The following is a 15,912-nucleotide window of genomic DNA, read 5'->3' on the forward strand; positions in this document are numbered from 1 at the left end:
TCAGGAAAGTTGTTGCTGTGGACGACGACGATACGCCCAAATCATCATAATGGCACCCGCGACAATCATCGGGATGGAGAGGATCTGCCCCATGCTGATGTACTGTACCCATTCACCGGTAAACTGCGCATCCGGCTGGCGGAAGAACTCGACGATGATACGAAACGCGCCGTAGCCAATCAGGAACAGACCGGAGACAGCCCCCATTGGACGCGGTTTGCGGATATAAAGATTCAGGATGATGAACAGCACCACGCCTTCCAGCGCCAGCTCATAGAGCTGTGACATATGGCGCGGCAGGACGCCGTAGGTATCGAAAATGGACTGCCACTCAGGATGCGAAGGCAGCAGCGCGATATCCTCTGCGCGGGAGCCCGGGAACAGCATGGTAAACGGCACGCTCGGATCGACACGCCCCCACAGCTCACCGTTGATGAAATTGCCCAGACGCCCTGCGCCCAGCCCAAACGGGATTAACGGCGCAATAAAATCAGCCACCTGGAAGAAGTTGCGTTTGGTGCGTCTGGCGAAGATCACCATCACGAGGATCACACCAATCAGTCCGCCGTGGAAGGACATACCGCCGTCCCAGACGCGGAACAGATAGAGCGGGTCGTTCAGGAATACCGGGAAATTATAGAACAGGACATAACCGATGCGACCTCCCAGGAATACGCCGAGGAAGCCGGCATAAAGCAGGTTTTCCACTTCGTTCTTCGTCCATCCACTGCCCGGACGACTGGCGCGACGGCCAGCAAGCCACATGGCAAAAACAAAGCCCACCAGGTACATCAGACCGTACCAGTGCAGCGCTACAGGTCCTATTGAGAAAATAACCGGATCGAATTCCGGAAAATGCAGATAACCACTGTTCATCTGTCACCACAAGATGTTGTTATTCCGCTGAAAGTGGACAGCGGGTGAATTGCATTCCCGCCGTTGGCAGGTGCTCCAAAGTTGCGAATCATAGCATAAGGCAGGCGCGGAGGATGCGCCTGAGATGTAAAAGATGTGTATAGGGTTTTACGCGCGCTGTTCTCCCTCACCCCATCCCTCTCCCTCAAGGGAGAGGGGTCGTCCGAGCAGTCATTATTTTGTGGGGATCAGCGGCCGCCGCGGATCAAACCGCCCATGCCGCGTCGCTCCATAAACGCAGCCACCTGATGGCGCACTTCGGCTGCCAGCTGTGCTTCCAGGCTACGCGCGGCCAGTTCGCGCGCCTCATCTTGTTCGATGTGACGTAACAGGTATTTCACACGCGCAACGGAACGTCCGTTCATTGACAGGTGACGGAAACCGAGACCAATCAGGATCGCCACGCACATCGGATCGCCGGCCATTTCACCGCACAGGCGCAGGTCGATATTATGCTGCTCGGCTTCGCGGGCGATCATCGCCAGGGCACGAAGCATCGCCGGGTGCAGGCTATCGTAGATGCTGGCAACACGCGTATTGTTGCGATCGACTGCCAGAATGTATTGCGTTAAGTCGTTGGTACCAACGGAGATAAAATCAACGCGGGTCGCCAGCTGCGGCAACATAAAGACCATCGAAGGCACTTCAAGCATCACGCCGATACGGGGTTTAGGGATCGCATAGCCGATCATCTCTTCCACTTCGCGCCCTGCACGTTCTATCAACCGCCGCGCTTCGTCGATCTCGTCAATACTGGTGACCATCGGCAGCAAAATGCTGAGATTCCCCGTGGCCGCGTTGGCACGCAGCATGGCACGAACCTGGATAAGGAAGATTTCCGGCTGATCGAGGGTTATGCGGATCCCACGCCAGCCGAGGCAGGGATTCTCTTCACTGATGGGCATATAGGGCAGTTGCTTATCCGCGCCGACGTCCAGGGTGCGCAACGTGACGGGTTTGTCATTAAACATCTGCAACATGCCCTGATACTGCGCCACCTGCTCCTCTTCTGACGGGAAGCCGCTTTGCAGCATAAACGGTATTTCAGTGCGGTAGAGGCCGATGCCATCGATGCGGCTGCCGAGCTTCTCTTCATGCTCGGGGCTTAAGCCAGCGTTGAGCATCACCTTCACCCGCTCACCGCTCTTGAGCTGCGCGGGCAGGTTGACGTCATCTTCCGCCAGCTTGCTTAATTCATTCTCTTCGCTGATAAGACGCTGGTACTCCTGAAGGAGAACCGGTTCAGGATCCACCAGCAACTCACCACGATATCCGTCCACCACCAGCGTACGGCGATGCAGTACGGAGGGCTGAATATCCGCCCCCATCACGGTCGGAATACCGAGCGCGCGCACCATAATGGCGGCATGGGAGTTAGCAGCGCCATCGCGCACCACCACGCCCGCCAGCCTGTCCTGCGGTAATTCAGCCAGCGTCGTCGCTGAGAGTTCATCGGCCACCAGCACAAACCGGTTCGGCCAGGCGTTCGCCCCCTGAATAGTATCATCGAGGTGGAACAGCAGACGTTGCCCAAGCGCGCGTAAATCGCCGGCGCGCTCTTTCAGATAACCGTCAGTCAGCACCGCAAACTGCTCAGCAAATTTTTCAATGACCTTTTTAACCGCCCATTCTGCCACCGAACCTTTATCGACCTCGGCAAATAACTCACGACGCAAACGCGCATCGGAAAGCAGGTGTGAGTAGAGATCGAAAATAGCCGCCGTCTCTTTTTGCGCGCCAGCGGCAAAGCGTTTGCTGTAGCGACGAAACTCATTCGCCGCCTCTTCCAGCGCAGCGGTAAGCCGTTCGCGCTCAAGCGCTTCATCCAGCGTCGAGGCTTCGTAGACCTGCTCCATCAGCGGGAGCGTGGCATCCATCCAGCCTTCGGCAATCGCGACGCCCGGCGAGGCCGGAAGCGCGCGGATGCGGGTATGACGATACTGCCCAAAAAGGGCTGCCAGCTGAGACTGGGAGAGGATAGCAGCCATCTGCGTTGCCAGCGTGACGAGGAAAGACTCCTCGCTTTCGTCGTACTGCCGCAACTCTCGTTGCTGGACAACAAGCACGCCAAGCAGTTGGCGGCGCTGAATAATAGGCACGCCAAGGAAAGCGCGGAACCGCTCCTCTTTGACGGAAGGGATATATTTGAAGCTGGGGTGTTTTTGCGCATCGGCAAGGTTGATTGGCTCCGCCAGTCGCCCGACCAGGCCAACAATACCTTCATCAAACGCGAGCGTGACGGTGCGTCCCCGTGGTTTTTTTAAACCGCGGGTTGCCATCAGGTAGTAGCAACGTCGGTCATGATCGGCCAGGTAGACCGAACAGACCTCGGTTTCCATCGCAAGACAGATGTCCGTCACCAGAATATTCAGCGCCTCGTTGAGGCGAGGCGCACTGGCAACCTTTTCAACTATTTCTCGCAAGCGGGTGAGCATGATTTGCGTAGCTTAACCTCTTTTACGTCGCCAGGCAGGTGCGCTCTGTGGCTTCGGAGGCGTCTCCTGAAGCTGCATCACGACACTTGCGAACTCTTTCATCACCCTACGATATACATCGCGCTTAAATGACACGACCTGACGAACCGGATACCAGTAGCTTACCCAGCGCCAGCCATCAAACTCTGGCGTGCTGCTGGTTTGCATATTGATATCTGAATCGTTGCCCACCAACTGCAAAAGAAACCACTTCTGTTTCTGGCCGATACAAACCGGCTTTGTGTCCCAACGCACCAAACGTTTCGGTAACTTGTAACGCAACCAGTTGCGGGTCGAAGCCAGAATACGAACATCTTTTCGGCTTAAACCAACCTCTTCAAACAGCTCCCGGTACATCGCTTGTTCTGGGGACTCTCCAGGATTGATCCCGCCTTGCGGGAACTGCCAGGAGTGCTGACCATATCGCCGGGCCCACATCACCTGGCCCTGACGATTACAAATTACTATTCCTACGTTTGGGCGGTAGCCATCGTCATCAATCACCGGACTACCCCAAACTAAATCTGATATATGAATGATTGTTTCACACTACAGGGAGGCGGTAAACCACTCTCTTACAGGCCTGCAACCTAATAACATTTGAATAACTCACAATTTAGTGAGGAGTTATAAACAGATGCGGGCGACAGAGACCATTTTTATTCACCTTTTCTGTGGATATAGTTGTGAAGAAGTGCGGAATTACCGATGAACAACCTTTTAACCCGACGAAACGCCAATTTACCCTGCCAATAATAAATCATTTAAATTCATAATATTATATTGGAATTAAGGGTGCCAGAGGCGATTAACGTGACGATCGTCACATCAAAGATCCTCCTGCTGATGAAAGATCGAACAGCGTCGGTTTTATCCACAGATTGTGCCAATAAGTTAGGCACAATTTGTGTGAAAATTCGATTTTCATCGCACGTCAAGGCTGTAAATTGAAACAGTAGTGGCAGTTATTCCCAGTTATCCCATTTTTCTGTGGATAACATGGTGTAAGATCCTGTTTATTGTCAGTGACCAGAATTGCACAACCTGTTTTTTAGCCGCGGCGCGACGGGCTATAGTCTAAAAAAGATGAAATAAATCATACGCATGGGATATTCACTCAGAAAAAGGTAAACTCTGTCCACAAGGGATAAAATATCAGCTCATTTTTTAATCAAAAGGTTGTTAGTATGCATTCTCTCGCCCCACTGCTCTCCCCTCCCGTCAGTGAAGCCCAGTTGCTCCAGCAGGCGCAACGTCTGGCAGGCTATTCACTGGGCGAGCTGGCCGTGATGGCGGGGTTGACGATACCCAACGATCTAAAGCGTGATAAGGGCTGGATCGGCGTGTTGCTGGAACGCTGGCTGGGCGCAAGCGCGGGCAGTAAACCCGAGCAAGATTTTGCGGCGCTGGGGGTGGAACTGAAGACGATCCCCATCGATAGCCAGGGGCGGCCGCTGGAAACCACCTTTGTCTGCGTTGCGCCGCTCACGGGTAACAGCGGAGTGACCTGGGAAACCAGCCACGTCAGGCATAAGCTGAAGCGGGTGTTGTGGGTACCCGTTGAGGGCGACAGGCAGATCCCGCTGGCAGAGCGTCGCGTTGGCGCCCCGCTGCTCTGGAGTCCGAATGATGAAGAGGAGAGACTGCTTTCCCAGGACTGGGAAGAGCTGATGGACATGATTGTGCTGGGACAGGTTGAGCGGATCACCGCCCGGCATGGCGAAGTGCTGCAACTTCGTCCTAAAGCCGCCAATAGCAAAGCGCTCACTGAAGCGGTAGGCGCACAGGGCGAACCGATCCTGACGCTGCCGCGCGGTTTCTATCTTAAAAAGAATTTCACCGGGGCACTGCTGGCACGCCACTTCCTGTTGAAAACATAGTTTTTTACTAATTTTGCGCTCCGGCTAACATAATCTCCTCCTTTTTAAGATTTCCCCCCTTTCACCTGTCGTAATATCAGGTTATTACTACACTATGATTTGATACGAGCCAGGTGAGGATGAGAACGATGAAAAAATGGGCAGTAATTATCTCAGCAGTCGGTTTAGCGTTTGCGGTATCGGGTTGTAGCAGCGACTATGTCATGTCAACGAAAGATGGTCGTATGATCCTGACCGATGGCAAACCCGAAGTCGACGACGATACCGGTCTGGTGAGTTACCGCGATCGCGAAGGCAATCAAATGCAGATTAATCGCGACGAAGTCTCCCAGATCATCGAGCGTTAAACAGATAAAGGTCAGTAGCTTGCTGGCCTTTTTGATTTTTTCCTTCCCCTTTTGCCTTCCCTCTGCCATGTTTATATTCCTTTGTCGGGAGGCTCCTGACGCAGTCTGTATGTCTAAAAAAGGAAACCGGCTATGCATTATCATCGTATCCCCCACAGCGCTCTGGAGATCAGCCAACTGGGGTTGGGCACCATGACATTTGGTGAACAAAACAGCGAAGCCGATGCCCATGCACAACTCGATTACGCCGTCAGCCAGGGCATTAACCTGATTGACGTGGCGGAGATGTACCCCGTTCCTCCCCGCCCGGAAACACAAGGTCTTACTGAAACGTATGTCGGCAACTGGCTGGCGAAACGCGGCAATCGCGAAAAGCTGGTCATCGCCTCCAAAGTCAGCGGACCTTCCCGTAATAACGATGCCGGGATCCGCCCTAATCAGATCCTCGATCGCAAGAATATCCGTGCGGCGCTGGATGCAAGCCTCAAGCGCCTGCAAACCGACTATCTCGATCTTTATCAGGTGCACTGGCCGCAGCGTCCGACGAACTGCTTCGGTAAGCTTGGCTACACCTGGAACGAAAGTGCTCCGGCCGTTACCCTGCTGGAAACGCTGGAAGCGCTCACGGAGTGCCAGCGGGCGGGTAAGATCCGCTACATCGGCGTTTCCAACGAGACGGCGTTTGGCGTGATGCGCTATCTGCATCTGGCCGATAAACACGATCTGCCGCGCATCGTGACCATTCAGAACCCGTACAGCCTGCTGAACCGCAGTTATGAAGTGGGTCTGGCGGAGGTGACGCAGTACGAAGAGGTGGAGCTGCTCGCCTACTCCTGTCTGGGCTTCGGTACCCTGACGGGCAAATACCTGAACGGCGCGAAACCGGCTGGCGCGCGTAACACGCTTTTCAGCCGCTTCACCCGCTATAGCGGCGAGCAGACGCAAAAAGCCGTTGCGGCCTACGTGGATATCGCGAAACGCCACGGACTCGATCCGGCGCAGATGGCGCTGGCCTTCGTGCGTCGTCAGCCATTTGTGGCGAGTACCCTGCTCGGCGCAACGACGATGGATCAGTTGAAAACCAATATTGAGAGTTTCAATCTGAACCTGAGTGAAGAGGTATTAGCGGAGATAGAAGCGGTGCATCAGGTTTATACCTACCCGGCACCGTAATAAAAGCAAAACGGCAACGCACGTTGCCGTTTTTAGGGTTTTCACCCTCTCTCTGTGGGAGAGGGCCGGGGTGAGGGCATCAGGCAGCACAATTCAACGACGACGCTGCCAGACCCACAGCCCGCTAATCGCCAGCGCGAACAGCGCGCCGAATCCTACCCCGATTGCCACGACCGGCGCACCTGCTTTTACCGCCAGCGAGTAAATCCCCAGCATCAGCAACATCGCCATGTTTTCACCAAGGTTTTGCACCGCAATGGCGTTACCCGCCCCAACGGTCTGCTTGCCGCGCTCCTGCAACAGCGCGTTTAGCGGCACCACAAAGAAACCGCCTAACATGCCGATCAGCAACAGCAGGGCATAGGCAGGCAATAGGGCATGTTGCAGGGAGAAGAACAGAACGCCGACGCCAATCAGGATCCCCGCAGGCATGCAGCGCGCGACGGTTTCCAGCGTCACCAGTTTTGCCGCAGCCCCGGCCCCGACAACAATCCCGACGGCGACCATGGCATTCAGATAAGTCGGCGTGGCGTTGTCAGTAATGCCCAGCGCCACCGGCACCCACAGCACCAGCTGGAAACGCAGCGTAACGCCGGCCCCCCAGAACATGCTGGTGCCCATCAGCGAGAAGCGTGTTTCACCGTTACGCCACAGTACGCGGCAGGCGTTGAAGAAGCTGCCGGTCATGGGCCCGAAGCGCCAGGATTGCCCCGGACGCGCCACGGCCAGTTTGGGGATAAACAGGTTGGCGATCACCGCGCCACCGTACATCAGGGCGCAGATGCCAAGCGCGGCGAGCACATGCCAGTCTGCCAGTACGCCACCCGCCACCGAACCCAGCAGAATAGCCGCAATGGTGGAGGACTCCATCAGGCCGTTGGCCTTCACCAGCTTATCACCGGTGGTGAGCTCACCCAGAATACCGTACTTCGCCGGGGAGTAGGCTGCCGCACCAATGCCCACCAGTGTGTAGCCGACAAACGGGTTGATACCAAAGCAGATACTTGCCGCGCCCAGAAGCTTAAGGCTGTTGGCAAACATCATGACACGACCTTTCGGGAAGCTGTCCGCCACCTGGCCGACAAACGGCGCAAATACGATGTAAGCACCCACAAACACCATCTGTAGGATCGGCTGGCTCCAGTCGGGATAAAACTCAGCTTTCAGCAATGCCAGCGTGGCAAACAGCAACGCGTTATCGCCGAACGCGGAAAGAAACTGGGCGGCGATAACCGCCATCATGCCTTTCGACCAGATTGAAGTGTTAGTGTGCACTGACTCACGCATTTTGCTGTTCTGCCTCTTCAACCATGCCCTTCAGGGTCACGAAATCGGGTTTACCGCTGCCCAGCACCGGTAACTGTTTGAGGTAACGAATATCGCGGGGGACCGCCAGCTCGGGGATACCGTGTTCGCGTGCATACCTGAGCAGCGCGTCACGCTTCAGTTCACCGTCTGTCGTGAAGAGCACCAGCGCCTCGCCTTTACTGGCATCACTTTTCACCACGGTCGCATGCATTTTCTCTGCTGAGACTGCGGTCGCCAGCGTCTCGACCATTTCAAGAGAGACCATTTCCCCGGCGATTTTGGCGAAGCGTTTTGCGCGTCCCTGGATCTGCACGAAGCCCTGATCGTCGAAGCGCACGATATCGCCCGTGTCGTACCAGCCCGTTTCAACCTCGCCATTGACGTTCTCAGCCGTCGGCGCCTCAAGCACCCCCGGGTTTTCCACACGCAAATAGCCGTTCATGACGTTCGGCCCTTTCAGCTGAAGACGTCCGCCGTCTTCAATACCCGGCACCGCCAGCAGACGCGCGTCCAGCCCCGGCAGAATGCGGCCAACCGTTCCGGGTTTTGCCGCCATCGGAACGTTGATGGAGACCACCGGCGCGCACTCCGTCACGCCATAGCCTTCCAGAATGCGCAGGCCAAACTTGTCCTGCCAGATTTGGCGCGTGCTGTCCTGGAGTTTTTCCGCCCCCGCCACCACGTAGCGCACGCGGAAGAAATCATACGGGTTGGCGAAGCGCGCGTAGTTTCCGAGGAAGGTGGACGTCCCGAACAGCACCGTGCAGTTACGGTCATAAACCAGTTCCGGCACAATGCGGTAGTGCAGCGGGCTTGGGTAGAGGAACACCTCGGCACCGGTCAGCAGCGGCGTAAAGAGCCCCACGGTCAGACCAAATGAGTGGAACAGCGGCAGCGCCGACATAAAGCGATCGTTGGCGGTAAAGTCAGCAATGGTTTTAATCTGTTCGACGTTCGCCAGAATGCTTTTGTGACTGTGAACCACACCTTTCGGGTTGCCTTCAGAGCCGGAGGTAAAGAGGATAATGGCATCATCCTCCGGCTGCTGCTTAACCTGCGCCAGACGCGGCATCAGCAGGTGCGCGAAAATCCACAGCTTGTCGGCGGTCGTGACGTCTGCTTTCAGATCTTCCAGGAACACCCAGCGCACCTGCGTCAGCTGTTCCGGCAGGTGCCACAGCTTGCCTTTATCCAGGAACTGGCGGGAGGTAAAGACGGTGTTGATTTGCGCCGCGGTAATCGCGCTGGAGAGCCCTTTCACGCCCGCCGTGTAGTTCATCATCGCCGGAATGCGGCCCCGGGAGACGGCACCAAAGATCACCGCCGCGCTGATACCCGCGTTTGGCAGCATCAGGCCGATCTTTTCACCCTGTTTGCTGTATTTTTCCAGGATACGCCCGACAAACAGCGTTTTGGTCAACAGCTTACGGTAGGTATCCGGCGTAAAGTTGATGTCTTCAATGCAGTTTTTCTTCGCACCGTAGCGATACTGGGCCGACAGCAACGATTCATACAGCGTCTCGCGCGGGCGAACGGCCATGCGCGCTTCCATCATAATCTGGTGCAGCATTTCCCCGGCGATTTTACGGCGGTCGCGCGCACGCGGCGCCTCGGGCATCGGCAGTGACGTCGGCGGTAATATATGCAGCGTAATTTTCGGGAACAGACGCTGCTTCACCAGCCCTTTCAGACGACTGAAAAAGGTCAGCTCAGCCCCGTCGATGCGTAGCGGCACGACGGTGGCCTGAGACTTCGCCGCGACAAAACCGGCCCCATCGTAAATTTTCATCAGGGAGCCCGTCACTGAAATCCGCCCTTCCGGGAAGATAACCACCGGACGCCCCTGCCCAATCAGACGCACCAGATGTTTAATCATCATCGGTTTGGTTGGATCGAGCGGGACAAAATCAATCAGCGGTTTGAGCCAGCGCATGTACCATTTTTCACTGATGGAGCTGTACACCGCGAAGACGGGCCGCACGGGCAAAAACAGCGCCAGCAATACGCCATCAAGAAAAGAGACGTGATTCGGTGTGATAAGAACACGCTCGCCATAGAGTGCCTGCGTATCGCCAGTCACGCGGATGCGAAACAGGACACGAAACAGTGTGCGGAAGAACCCAAAAAGCATTTCAACTCCCTTTGCCAGCCAGTGTGAAAGGTATAAATGGTGGCAGATTACACGAGAAGTAGTGAGGGAGCGATAGCAAAAACAGAGGCGAAAAAAAACCTGCGCATCCGCGCAGGTTGGTGCAAGAGAAGAGTACGAAAACGTACCAGGAATTCTCACCAATCAATACCTCTGGGATCTTGATTGTGGCCTCCGGCGACAGGCTTCGCCAGCGGGAAAACGCAAGGGAATGAGCCGAAGTGCAACCAGGTGTGAATATTCTCTTTTGCTGTTACAGGTTGAACTTACAGGCAAAAAAAAACCTGCGTAAAACGCAGGTTGGTGTAAATCGTGTTAATCAACCGAAGTTGATTCCACCTATCAATACCTCTGGGATCTCGACTCTAGCAATTCATAACGCATCGTTGCTAACGGACAATCGCAACAGCCTGAGGCAAAGTGTAACTAAAGGTTCAGATTACCATTATTCAGACATGACTGGCCGTGTAACGATTACACCGCGAGGGATGTTCTGCTTCACGTTTGCAGAGGACGCTCACCCGCTCCCCTTGAATGCGCGCCGCTTTTCCGCAACACTAGTTAGTGTGTAAACGCTTACCCCTATAAGAAGGTATTGAATGGCGACAATTAAGGATGTGGCTCGTCTGGCCGGTGTTTCCGTCGCGACCGTCTCCCGCGTAATCAACAACTCCCCTAAAGCGAGTGATGCATCGCGCCAGGCCGTGCAGGACGCCATGGAAAACCTGAATTATCACCCTAACGCCAACGCGCGCGCCCTTGCCCAGCAGTCGACAGAAACCATCGGGCTGGTGGTCGGGGATGTATCCGATCCGTTTTTCGGTGCGATGGTCAAAGCCGTAGAACAAGTCTCTTATCACACCGGAAATTTCCTGCTGATTGGTAATGGCTACCACAATGAACAGAAAGAGCGCCAGGCCATTGAGCAGCTGATCCGTCATCGCTGTGCGGCACTGGTGGTCCATGCCAAAATGATCCCCGACGCCGAGCTGATCCATCTGATGAAACAGATGCCGGGGATGGTGATTATCAACCGTATTATTCCCGGTTTTGAAACCCGCTGCGTGGCGCTCGACGACCGTTACGGCGCATGGCTCGCAACCCGTCACCTGATCCAGCAGGGCCATACCCGAATTGGTTATCTGTGTTCCAACCACCCAATTTCCGATGCGGAAGATCGCCTTCAGGGCTATTACGACGCGCTGCGCGAAGCCGGTCTGCCCTGCAACGATCGTCTTGTGGCGTACGGAGAACCGGATGAGAGTGGCGGCGAGCAGGCGATGACCGAGCTGCTGGGACGCGGGCGGAATTTCACCGCCGTGGCCAGCTATAACGACTCCATGGCCGCCGGCGCAATGGGCGTGCTGAATGATAACGGGATTGACGTCCCGGCAGAAATTTCGCTGATTGGCTTTGATGATGTGCTGGTGTCGCGCTACGTGCGCCCTCGCCTGACCACCGTGCGTTACCCGATTGTAACCATGGCAACGCAGGCGGCAGAACTGGCGTTAGCGCTGGCCGAGCATCGCCCGCCGCCGGAAATTACCCACCTGTTCAGCCCAACCTTAGTGCGCCGTCACTCGGTGGTATCGCCCGCGGAAGCCGTGAGCGAACAGCGATAGAGATGGACGGTTTTATCCGGGTATTCCAGCGCATCGCCGATGTAGTGCCAGCCGTAACGTTCGTAGAAGTCGCGGCAGGCAGACCAGAGATGAAGCTCGTGATACCCGGCGCGTCGCGCGTAGCCGATAACATGCTGCTGAAGTTTTCCCGCCAGCCCGTTTCCCCGGGCGGCTTCATCGACATACAGCGCAGCCAGCCAGGGGTGGAGATCCTGTCGGGAAATTAAATCGCAACGCCACAGCCCAACGGTGCCCAGCAGCTGGTCATCCTCAACGGCAATAAAGGTGAGCGGTAACTCGCCCGGCGTCAGGCTATGCTCGACAATGCTCTGGAAAAAGGCACGCGGCATACCTTCACCAAACGCGTACCAGATCCAGTCGATCACCTGCTGTGTAAACTGCGGCGCAGCGTGAAGCGGCAGTATATTCACACCAGCTTCCCCTGGAAAAGAGGGACCGATTCGAAGAGATAGCCGTCGAAATCGGGTGCGTCTTCGTCTGACTGCTCAAGCAGGCTCTTTTTGACGTTTTCAAGATGCTGGAACATCGCCTGCCACGCCCCCATCACGTCGCGGCGGCGGAGCGCAGCGAGAATGGTTTGCCTGTCGCCGAGCCATTTCAGCCGCCATGCGCGGCTGGCGATGTGGCCGTTGAATTGCTGCCACAGTGGGCTGCTGTCCATGTGATGCCAGACGCTTTCAACGGTCGCCAGCAGCATCTGGTTTTGTGTGGCCCCCGCCAGTACAAGGTGGAACATTTTGTTGTTGTCCTGGCTGCGATCGTCTGCGGCAATCGCCCGTTGCTCCTGCTCGATGATGCGGCGCAGGTTGTCGATATCCGCCCGCGTCGCCATTTTTGCGGCAAAGGCGGCAATGTTGCTTTCAAGCAGCTGACGCGCCTGGAGAATTTCAAACGGCCCCACGTCACTGTTCAGAAAACGCTCTTCCTCGTTTTCATGCTCCTCCGGAATGCGCATCACGTACACGCCAGACCCCTGGCGAATATCCACCGTCCCCTGAAGCTCAAGCATCAGCAGCGCCTCGCGCACAATAGTGCGGCTCACGCCATACGTCTCGGCGATGTTGCGCTCCGGCGGCAGACGCGATCCCACGGGATAATGCCCCTGGATAATCTGCGCCCGTAAATCCTCGCCAATCTCCTGGTACTGTTTTTTTTCCGGCAGGATGACAGCCTTATCCACGTTTTCACCTGTGTTTTTCAGTTAATGCGCGGGCCGGACGTCCTCCCGGCCAGTTTGTGCGCTATTTTACCAGAAGGCTTACTTCCATTCATCGTCTACCCTGAGCGTCAGCACACGCTCATTGCGCAGCTGGCGGAACCAGGACGCTGATTTCTTTGCCCGCCGTGCGCGATGGTTTTCAAGGTCGATCTCAATCAGCCCGTAGCGGTTTTTGAACGCGTTCATCGGCGAGACGTTGTCGGTGAAGGCCCACAGCATATAACCGTGACAGTTTGCCCCCGCCTCCCGCGCCAGCAGCGTGTAGTAGAGATGTTCGCTGATAAACGCGATGCGGTACGCGTCATCGATAATGCCGTCGCGATTGCGAAACTGCGCTTCGTTCTCCACACCCATCCCGCTTTCCGCTACAAACCAGTCAATGTTGCGATAGTCGTTTTTAATCCGCATCGCCATGTCGTAAATAATGCGCGGGAAGATCTCCCAGCCTCGGGAGGTGTTCATCCTCCGCCCCGGCAGCTCGAACGGCTCGTAGAAGTACGCCGGGTGGAACGGCGTCTCCGGGTGCCAGGCGCGGGATGGCGCTTTAACGCGATGCGGGTAATAGAGGTTAATTCCCAGCTCATCGACGGTGTTGTCGGCAATCAGCGCCAGCTCGTCAGCCGTGTAGTCCCACTGCACCTGATGCTGCGCCAGCAGGGTAAAGAGCGCCTGCGGATAGCGCCCGTGCACCAGTGGGTCGAGAAAGACGCGGTTGTAGAACAGATCGTACATCTCTGCCGCTCGCACGTCATACGGTGCGCGCGAGCGTGGATAGGTCACTTCCGGGTTAAGAATACAACCCACTGAGCCGTCATACCCTTTCTCGCGAAACAGCTTCACCACTTTCGCCGTCGCCAGCACTTTATGGTGGTTCCACTGCATCCAGGTGCTGGTGTTCTGCTCATAGGGCCAGCGCAGTGCGTCAAGGTAGACGCGCGTCTGGACCACAATCGGCTCGTTGAAGGTAAACCAGCGGGTGACTTTGCCGTGAAAGCGCTCAAACACTTTTTCCGCATAGCGAACGAACAGCTCGACGACGTGCTTCGACGCCCAGCCGCCGTAGGTTTCCAGCAGCACGCCCGGCAATTCGTAGTGTTCCAGGCAGATCATCGGCTCAATGCCCTGACGGTGCATTTCATCGAACAGCGCGTCGTAATAGGCGGCGTACTCTTCATCTACGGTGGCGTTTTCATAGTCGGTCAAAAAGCGCGACCAGTTGATCGAGGTGCGATAGTGCGTCAGGCCCGCCTGCTTCATCAGCGCCACATCTTCACGGAAGCGATTAATAAAGTCGGTTGCCACCGCCGGGCCATAGCCGTTGTGCCAGACGTGACGATCGTTCTTGTACCAGAGATCGATCCACGAATCCTGCCCTGGCTTTTTGCCGCTCCAGCCTTCGGTCTGCCAGGCCGATGCCGCCGCGCCCAGCATAAAATCCTGCGGTATAGTTATCTGTTTTATGCTCATCCGGTCCTCATGCGTTATCGGTGGCTTGTTGCAGCGCGGCCTGCTCTGCGCGGCGTGAGGCAATTTTCACAAACGGCAGATAGATAATCACCGCGGTCACGATGCAGATAAACTGGGTGATCACCGCCCCCATGGAGCCCGCGGTTGACAGCCAGGCGTTGATCAGCGGCGGCGTGGTCCAGGGCACCATCACCACGGCTTTCCCGGCAAATCCGGTCACGGTGGCAAAGTAGCCAATCGAGCCCGTCACCAGCGGCGTGATGATGAACGGGATAGCCAGGATCGGGTTGAGCATGATTGGCATCCCGAAGATCACCGGCTCGTTGATATTAAAAATACCCGGGCCGATGGAGAGCTTTGCGATCTCCTTCATCTCTTTACGTTTGGTGGCAATCATGACGGCGATCAGCAGGCCGATGGTCAGGCCGGAGCCGCCGATGCTCATATAGACGTCCCAGAACGGCATGGTGATGATGTTTGGCACCTCTTTGCCCTGCTCGAACGCGCTCATGTTAACGGTGATTGCCCCCAGCAACAGCGGCTCGCGGATCGGCTTGATCATCTGGTTGCCGTGAATACCAATCACCCAGAACAGCTGGGCGACAAACATCAGCAGCAGGATCCCCGGCAGGCTTTGCACCACGCGCTCCAGCGGCTGTTGCACCACCTGGTAAACCGCGTCGTAGAGATACATGCCGGTAATCTGATGAAACACGAAGCCAAAGGTGGCGATGGCGGTGGTGGTGATAATGGCCGGGATCAGCGCAGAGAACGACGCGGCGACGTTCGGCGGCACCGTGTCCGGCATCCTGATTTTCAGCCCCTTGCGGTTTTCCAGCCAGCAGTAAATCTCCACTGACAGGATGGCGATAAACATGCCGAGGAACAGGCTGCGGGTATCGGAGAACTGGCGCAGCAGCACGTCTTTCACCACGTGCATCTCGCCGTCCACCAGCATTTCCACCGTGGTTGGCGTCACGCAGATAAAGCAGATCACCGCCAGCAGGCCGGGGAACAGGGACTTAATGCCGTTAATACGCCCCAGCTCAATGCCGATTAAAAACACCGCACCGATGTTGAGAAAGTTAAGCGTGGCATAGTTGAGCGCGCTGGTGATCGGCTTTAACGCCGCCAGAAACGACAGCGACTGAAAGCTCGCCAGGCCGTTTTTCGGATCCAGCACCATATTGGAGATCAGTACCGAGAACGCCCCCACAATGATGACCGGCATTAAGGTAATAAACGCAGACTTGATCGCCTGGATATAGCGATAGCTGTTGAACGTGGTGGCAAAACTGCCCAGAGCGTCGATCAGTTTTTCCTGAAATGCCATAGGG

At 56.1% G+C, this 15,912-nt stretch carries 13 protein-coding genes; 4 read left to right on the forward strand and 9 right to left on the reverse strand.

Going from position 1 to position 15,912, the window contains the following annotated elements:
• From lgt to rppH, 3 genes are all read right to left on the reverse strand, one after another.
• A complete protein-coding gene (gene lgt, locus ACOTXL_RS14080; RefSeq protein ID WP_003862787.1) occupies positions 1 to 876 on the reverse strand; it encodes a prolipoprotein diacylglyceryl transferase in 876 nt (291 codons plus the stop codon).
• A 227-nt stretch (positions 877 to 1,103) separates the two neighbouring features.
• Positions 1,104 to 3,350 (reverse strand): phosphoenolpyruvate--protein phosphotransferase, encoded by a 2,247-nt coding sequence (gene ptsP, locus ACOTXL_RS14085; RefSeq protein ID WP_003862789.1) that lies wholly within the window; start codon positions 3,348 to 3,350, stop codon positions 1,104 to 1,106.
• Between the two features lie 12 nt (positions 3,351 to 3,362).
• Positions 3,363 to 3,893 carry an RNA pyrophosphohydrolase gene (gene rppH, locus ACOTXL_RS14090; protein WP_003862791.1) on the reverse strand — a complete coding sequence of 177 codons (531 nt, stop codon included), beginning with the start codon at positions 3,891 to 3,893 and terminating at the stop codon, positions 3,363 to 3,365.
• Between the two features lie 683 nt (positions 3,894 to 4,576).
• Between rppH and mutH the strand changes: the two genes are divergently transcribed.
• The 3 genes from mutH (at position 4,577) to ACOTXL_RS14105 (ending at position 6,789) form a co-directional block, all read left to right on the forward strand.
• On the forward strand, positions 4,577 to 5,269 hold the full coding sequence (gene mutH, locus ACOTXL_RS14095; RefSeq protein WP_003862792.1) for a DNA mismatch repair endonuclease MutH: 693 nt from the start codon (positions 4,577 to 4,579) through the stop codon (positions 5,267 to 5,269).
• Positions 5,270 to 5,397: 128 nt separating this feature from the next.
• On the forward strand, positions 5,398 to 5,616 hold the full coding sequence (locus tag ACOTXL_RS14100; RefSeq protein ID WP_003862794.1) for a YgdI/YgdR family lipoprotein: 219 nt from the start codon (positions 5,398 to 5,400) through the stop codon (positions 5,614 to 5,616).
• Positions 5,617 to 5,748: 132 nt separating this feature from the next.
• Complete coding sequence (locus ACOTXL_RS14105; protein ID WP_003862795.1) at positions 5,749 to 6,789, forward strand: NADP(H)-dependent aldo-keto reductase; 1,041 nt, start codon at positions 5,749 to 5,751, stop codon at positions 6,787 to 6,789.
• A 93-nt stretch (positions 6,790 to 6,882) separates the two neighbouring features.
• Here ACOTXL_RS14105 and lplT read toward each other — a convergent pair whose 3' ends face one another.
• On the reverse strand, positions 6,883 to 8,076 hold the full coding sequence (gene lplT, locus ACOTXL_RS14110; RefSeq protein WP_045350877.1) for a lysophospholipid transporter LplT: 1,194 nt from the start codon (positions 8,074 to 8,076) through the stop codon (positions 6,883 to 6,885).
• Complete coding sequence (gene aas, locus ACOTXL_RS14115; RefSeq protein WP_023314771.1) at positions 8,069 to 10,228, reverse strand: bifunctional acyl-ACP--phospholipid O-acyltransferase/long-chain-fatty-acid--ACP ligase; 2,160 nt, start codon at positions 10,226 to 10,228, stop codon at positions 8,069 to 8,071. The genes lplT and aas overlap by 8 nt, the downstream gene beginning before the upstream one ends.
• A gap of 617 nt (positions 10,229 to 10,845) precedes the next feature.
• Between aas and galR the strand changes: the two genes are divergently transcribed.
• The gene (galR, locus tag ACOTXL_RS14120; protein ID WP_003862806.1) at positions 10,846 to 11,868 is read left to right on the forward strand and encodes an HTH-type transcriptional regulator GalR; all 1,023 of its coding nucleotides are present in this window, start codon (positions 10,846 to 10,848) and stop codon (positions 11,866 to 11,868) included.
• Here the strand turns inward: galR and ACOTXL_RS14125 are convergent.
• From ACOTXL_RS14125 to ACOTXL_RS14140, 4 genes are all read right to left on the reverse strand, one after another.
• Complete coding sequence (locus tag ACOTXL_RS14125; protein ID WP_003862808.1) at positions 11,823 to 12,299, reverse strand: GNAT family N-acetyltransferase; 477 nt, start codon at positions 12,297 to 12,299, stop codon at positions 11,823 to 11,825. The genes galR and ACOTXL_RS14125 overlap by 46 nt on opposite strands.
• Complete coding sequence (locus ACOTXL_RS14130; protein WP_045350878.1) at positions 12,296 to 13,069, reverse strand: GntR family transcriptional regulator; 774 nt, start codon at positions 13,067 to 13,069, stop codon at positions 12,296 to 12,298. Before ACOTXL_RS14130 ends, ACOTXL_RS14125 begins: the two co-directional genes overlap by 4 nt.
• Positions 13,070 to 13,147: 78 nt before the next feature.
• Positions 13,148 to 14,575 carry a glycoside hydrolase family 1 protein gene (locus tag ACOTXL_RS14135; RefSeq protein ID WP_045350880.1) on the reverse strand — a complete coding sequence of 476 codons (1,428 nt, stop codon included), beginning with the start codon at positions 14,573 to 14,575 and terminating at the stop codon, positions 13,148 to 13,150.
• A 7-nt stretch (positions 14,576 to 14,582) separates the two neighbouring features.
• Positions 14,583 to 15,908 (reverse strand): PTS sugar transporter subunit IIC, encoded by a 1,326-nt coding sequence (locus ACOTXL_RS14140; protein ID WP_003862812.1) that lies wholly within the window; start codon positions 15,906 to 15,908, stop codon positions 14,583 to 14,585.
• Between the last annotated feature and the right edge of the window lie 4 nt (positions 15,909 to 15,912).

The sequence above is a fragment of the Enterobacter cloacae complex sp. IR5402 genome (genome assembly GCF_049238125.1).
GTDB lineage: Bacteria > Pseudomonadota > Gammaproteobacteria > Enterobacterales > Enterobacteriaceae > Enterobacter > Enterobacter hormaechei_C.

Excerpts from the sequence above, each read along its gene's own strand:
- lgt (WP_003862787.1), bottom strand. The coding sequence starts at position 876 with ATGAACAGTGGTTATCTGCATTTTCCGGAATTCGATCCGGTTATTTTC.
- ptsP (WP_003862789.1), bottom strand. The coding sequence starts at position 3,350 with ATGCTCACCCGCTTGCGAGAAATAGTTGAAAAGGTTGCCAGTGCGCCT.
- mutH (WP_003862792.1), top strand. The coding sequence starts at position 4,577 with ATGCATTCTCTCGCCCCACTGCTCTCCCCTCCCGTCAGTGAAGCCCAG.
- ACOTXL_RS14100 (WP_003862794.1), top strand. The coding sequence starts at position 5,398 with ATGAAAAAATGGGCAGTAATTATCTCAGCAGTCGGTTTAGCGTTTGCG.
- ACOTXL_RS14105 (WP_003862795.1), top strand. The coding sequence starts at position 5,749 with ATGCATTATCATCGTATCCCCCACAGCGCTCTGGAGATCAGCCAACTG.
- lplT (WP_045350877.1), bottom strand. The coding sequence starts at position 8,076 with ATGCGTGAGTCAGTGCACACTAACACTTCAATCTGGTCGAAAGGCATG.
- aas (WP_023314771.1), bottom strand. The coding sequence starts at position 10,228 with ATGCTTTTTGGGTTCTTCCGCACACTGTTTCGTGTCCTGTTTCGCATC.
- galR (WP_003862806.1), top strand. The coding sequence starts at position 10,846 with ATGGCGACAATTAAGGATGTGGCTCGTCTGGCCGGTGTTTCCGTCGCG.
- ACOTXL_RS14135 (WP_045350880.1), bottom strand. The coding sequence starts at position 14,575 with ATGAGCATAAAACAGATAACTATACCGCAGGATTTTATGCTGGGCGCG.
- ACOTXL_RS14140 (WP_003862812.1), bottom strand. The coding sequence starts at position 15,908 with ATGGCATTTCAGGAAAAACTGATCGACGCTCTGGGCAGTTTTGCCACC.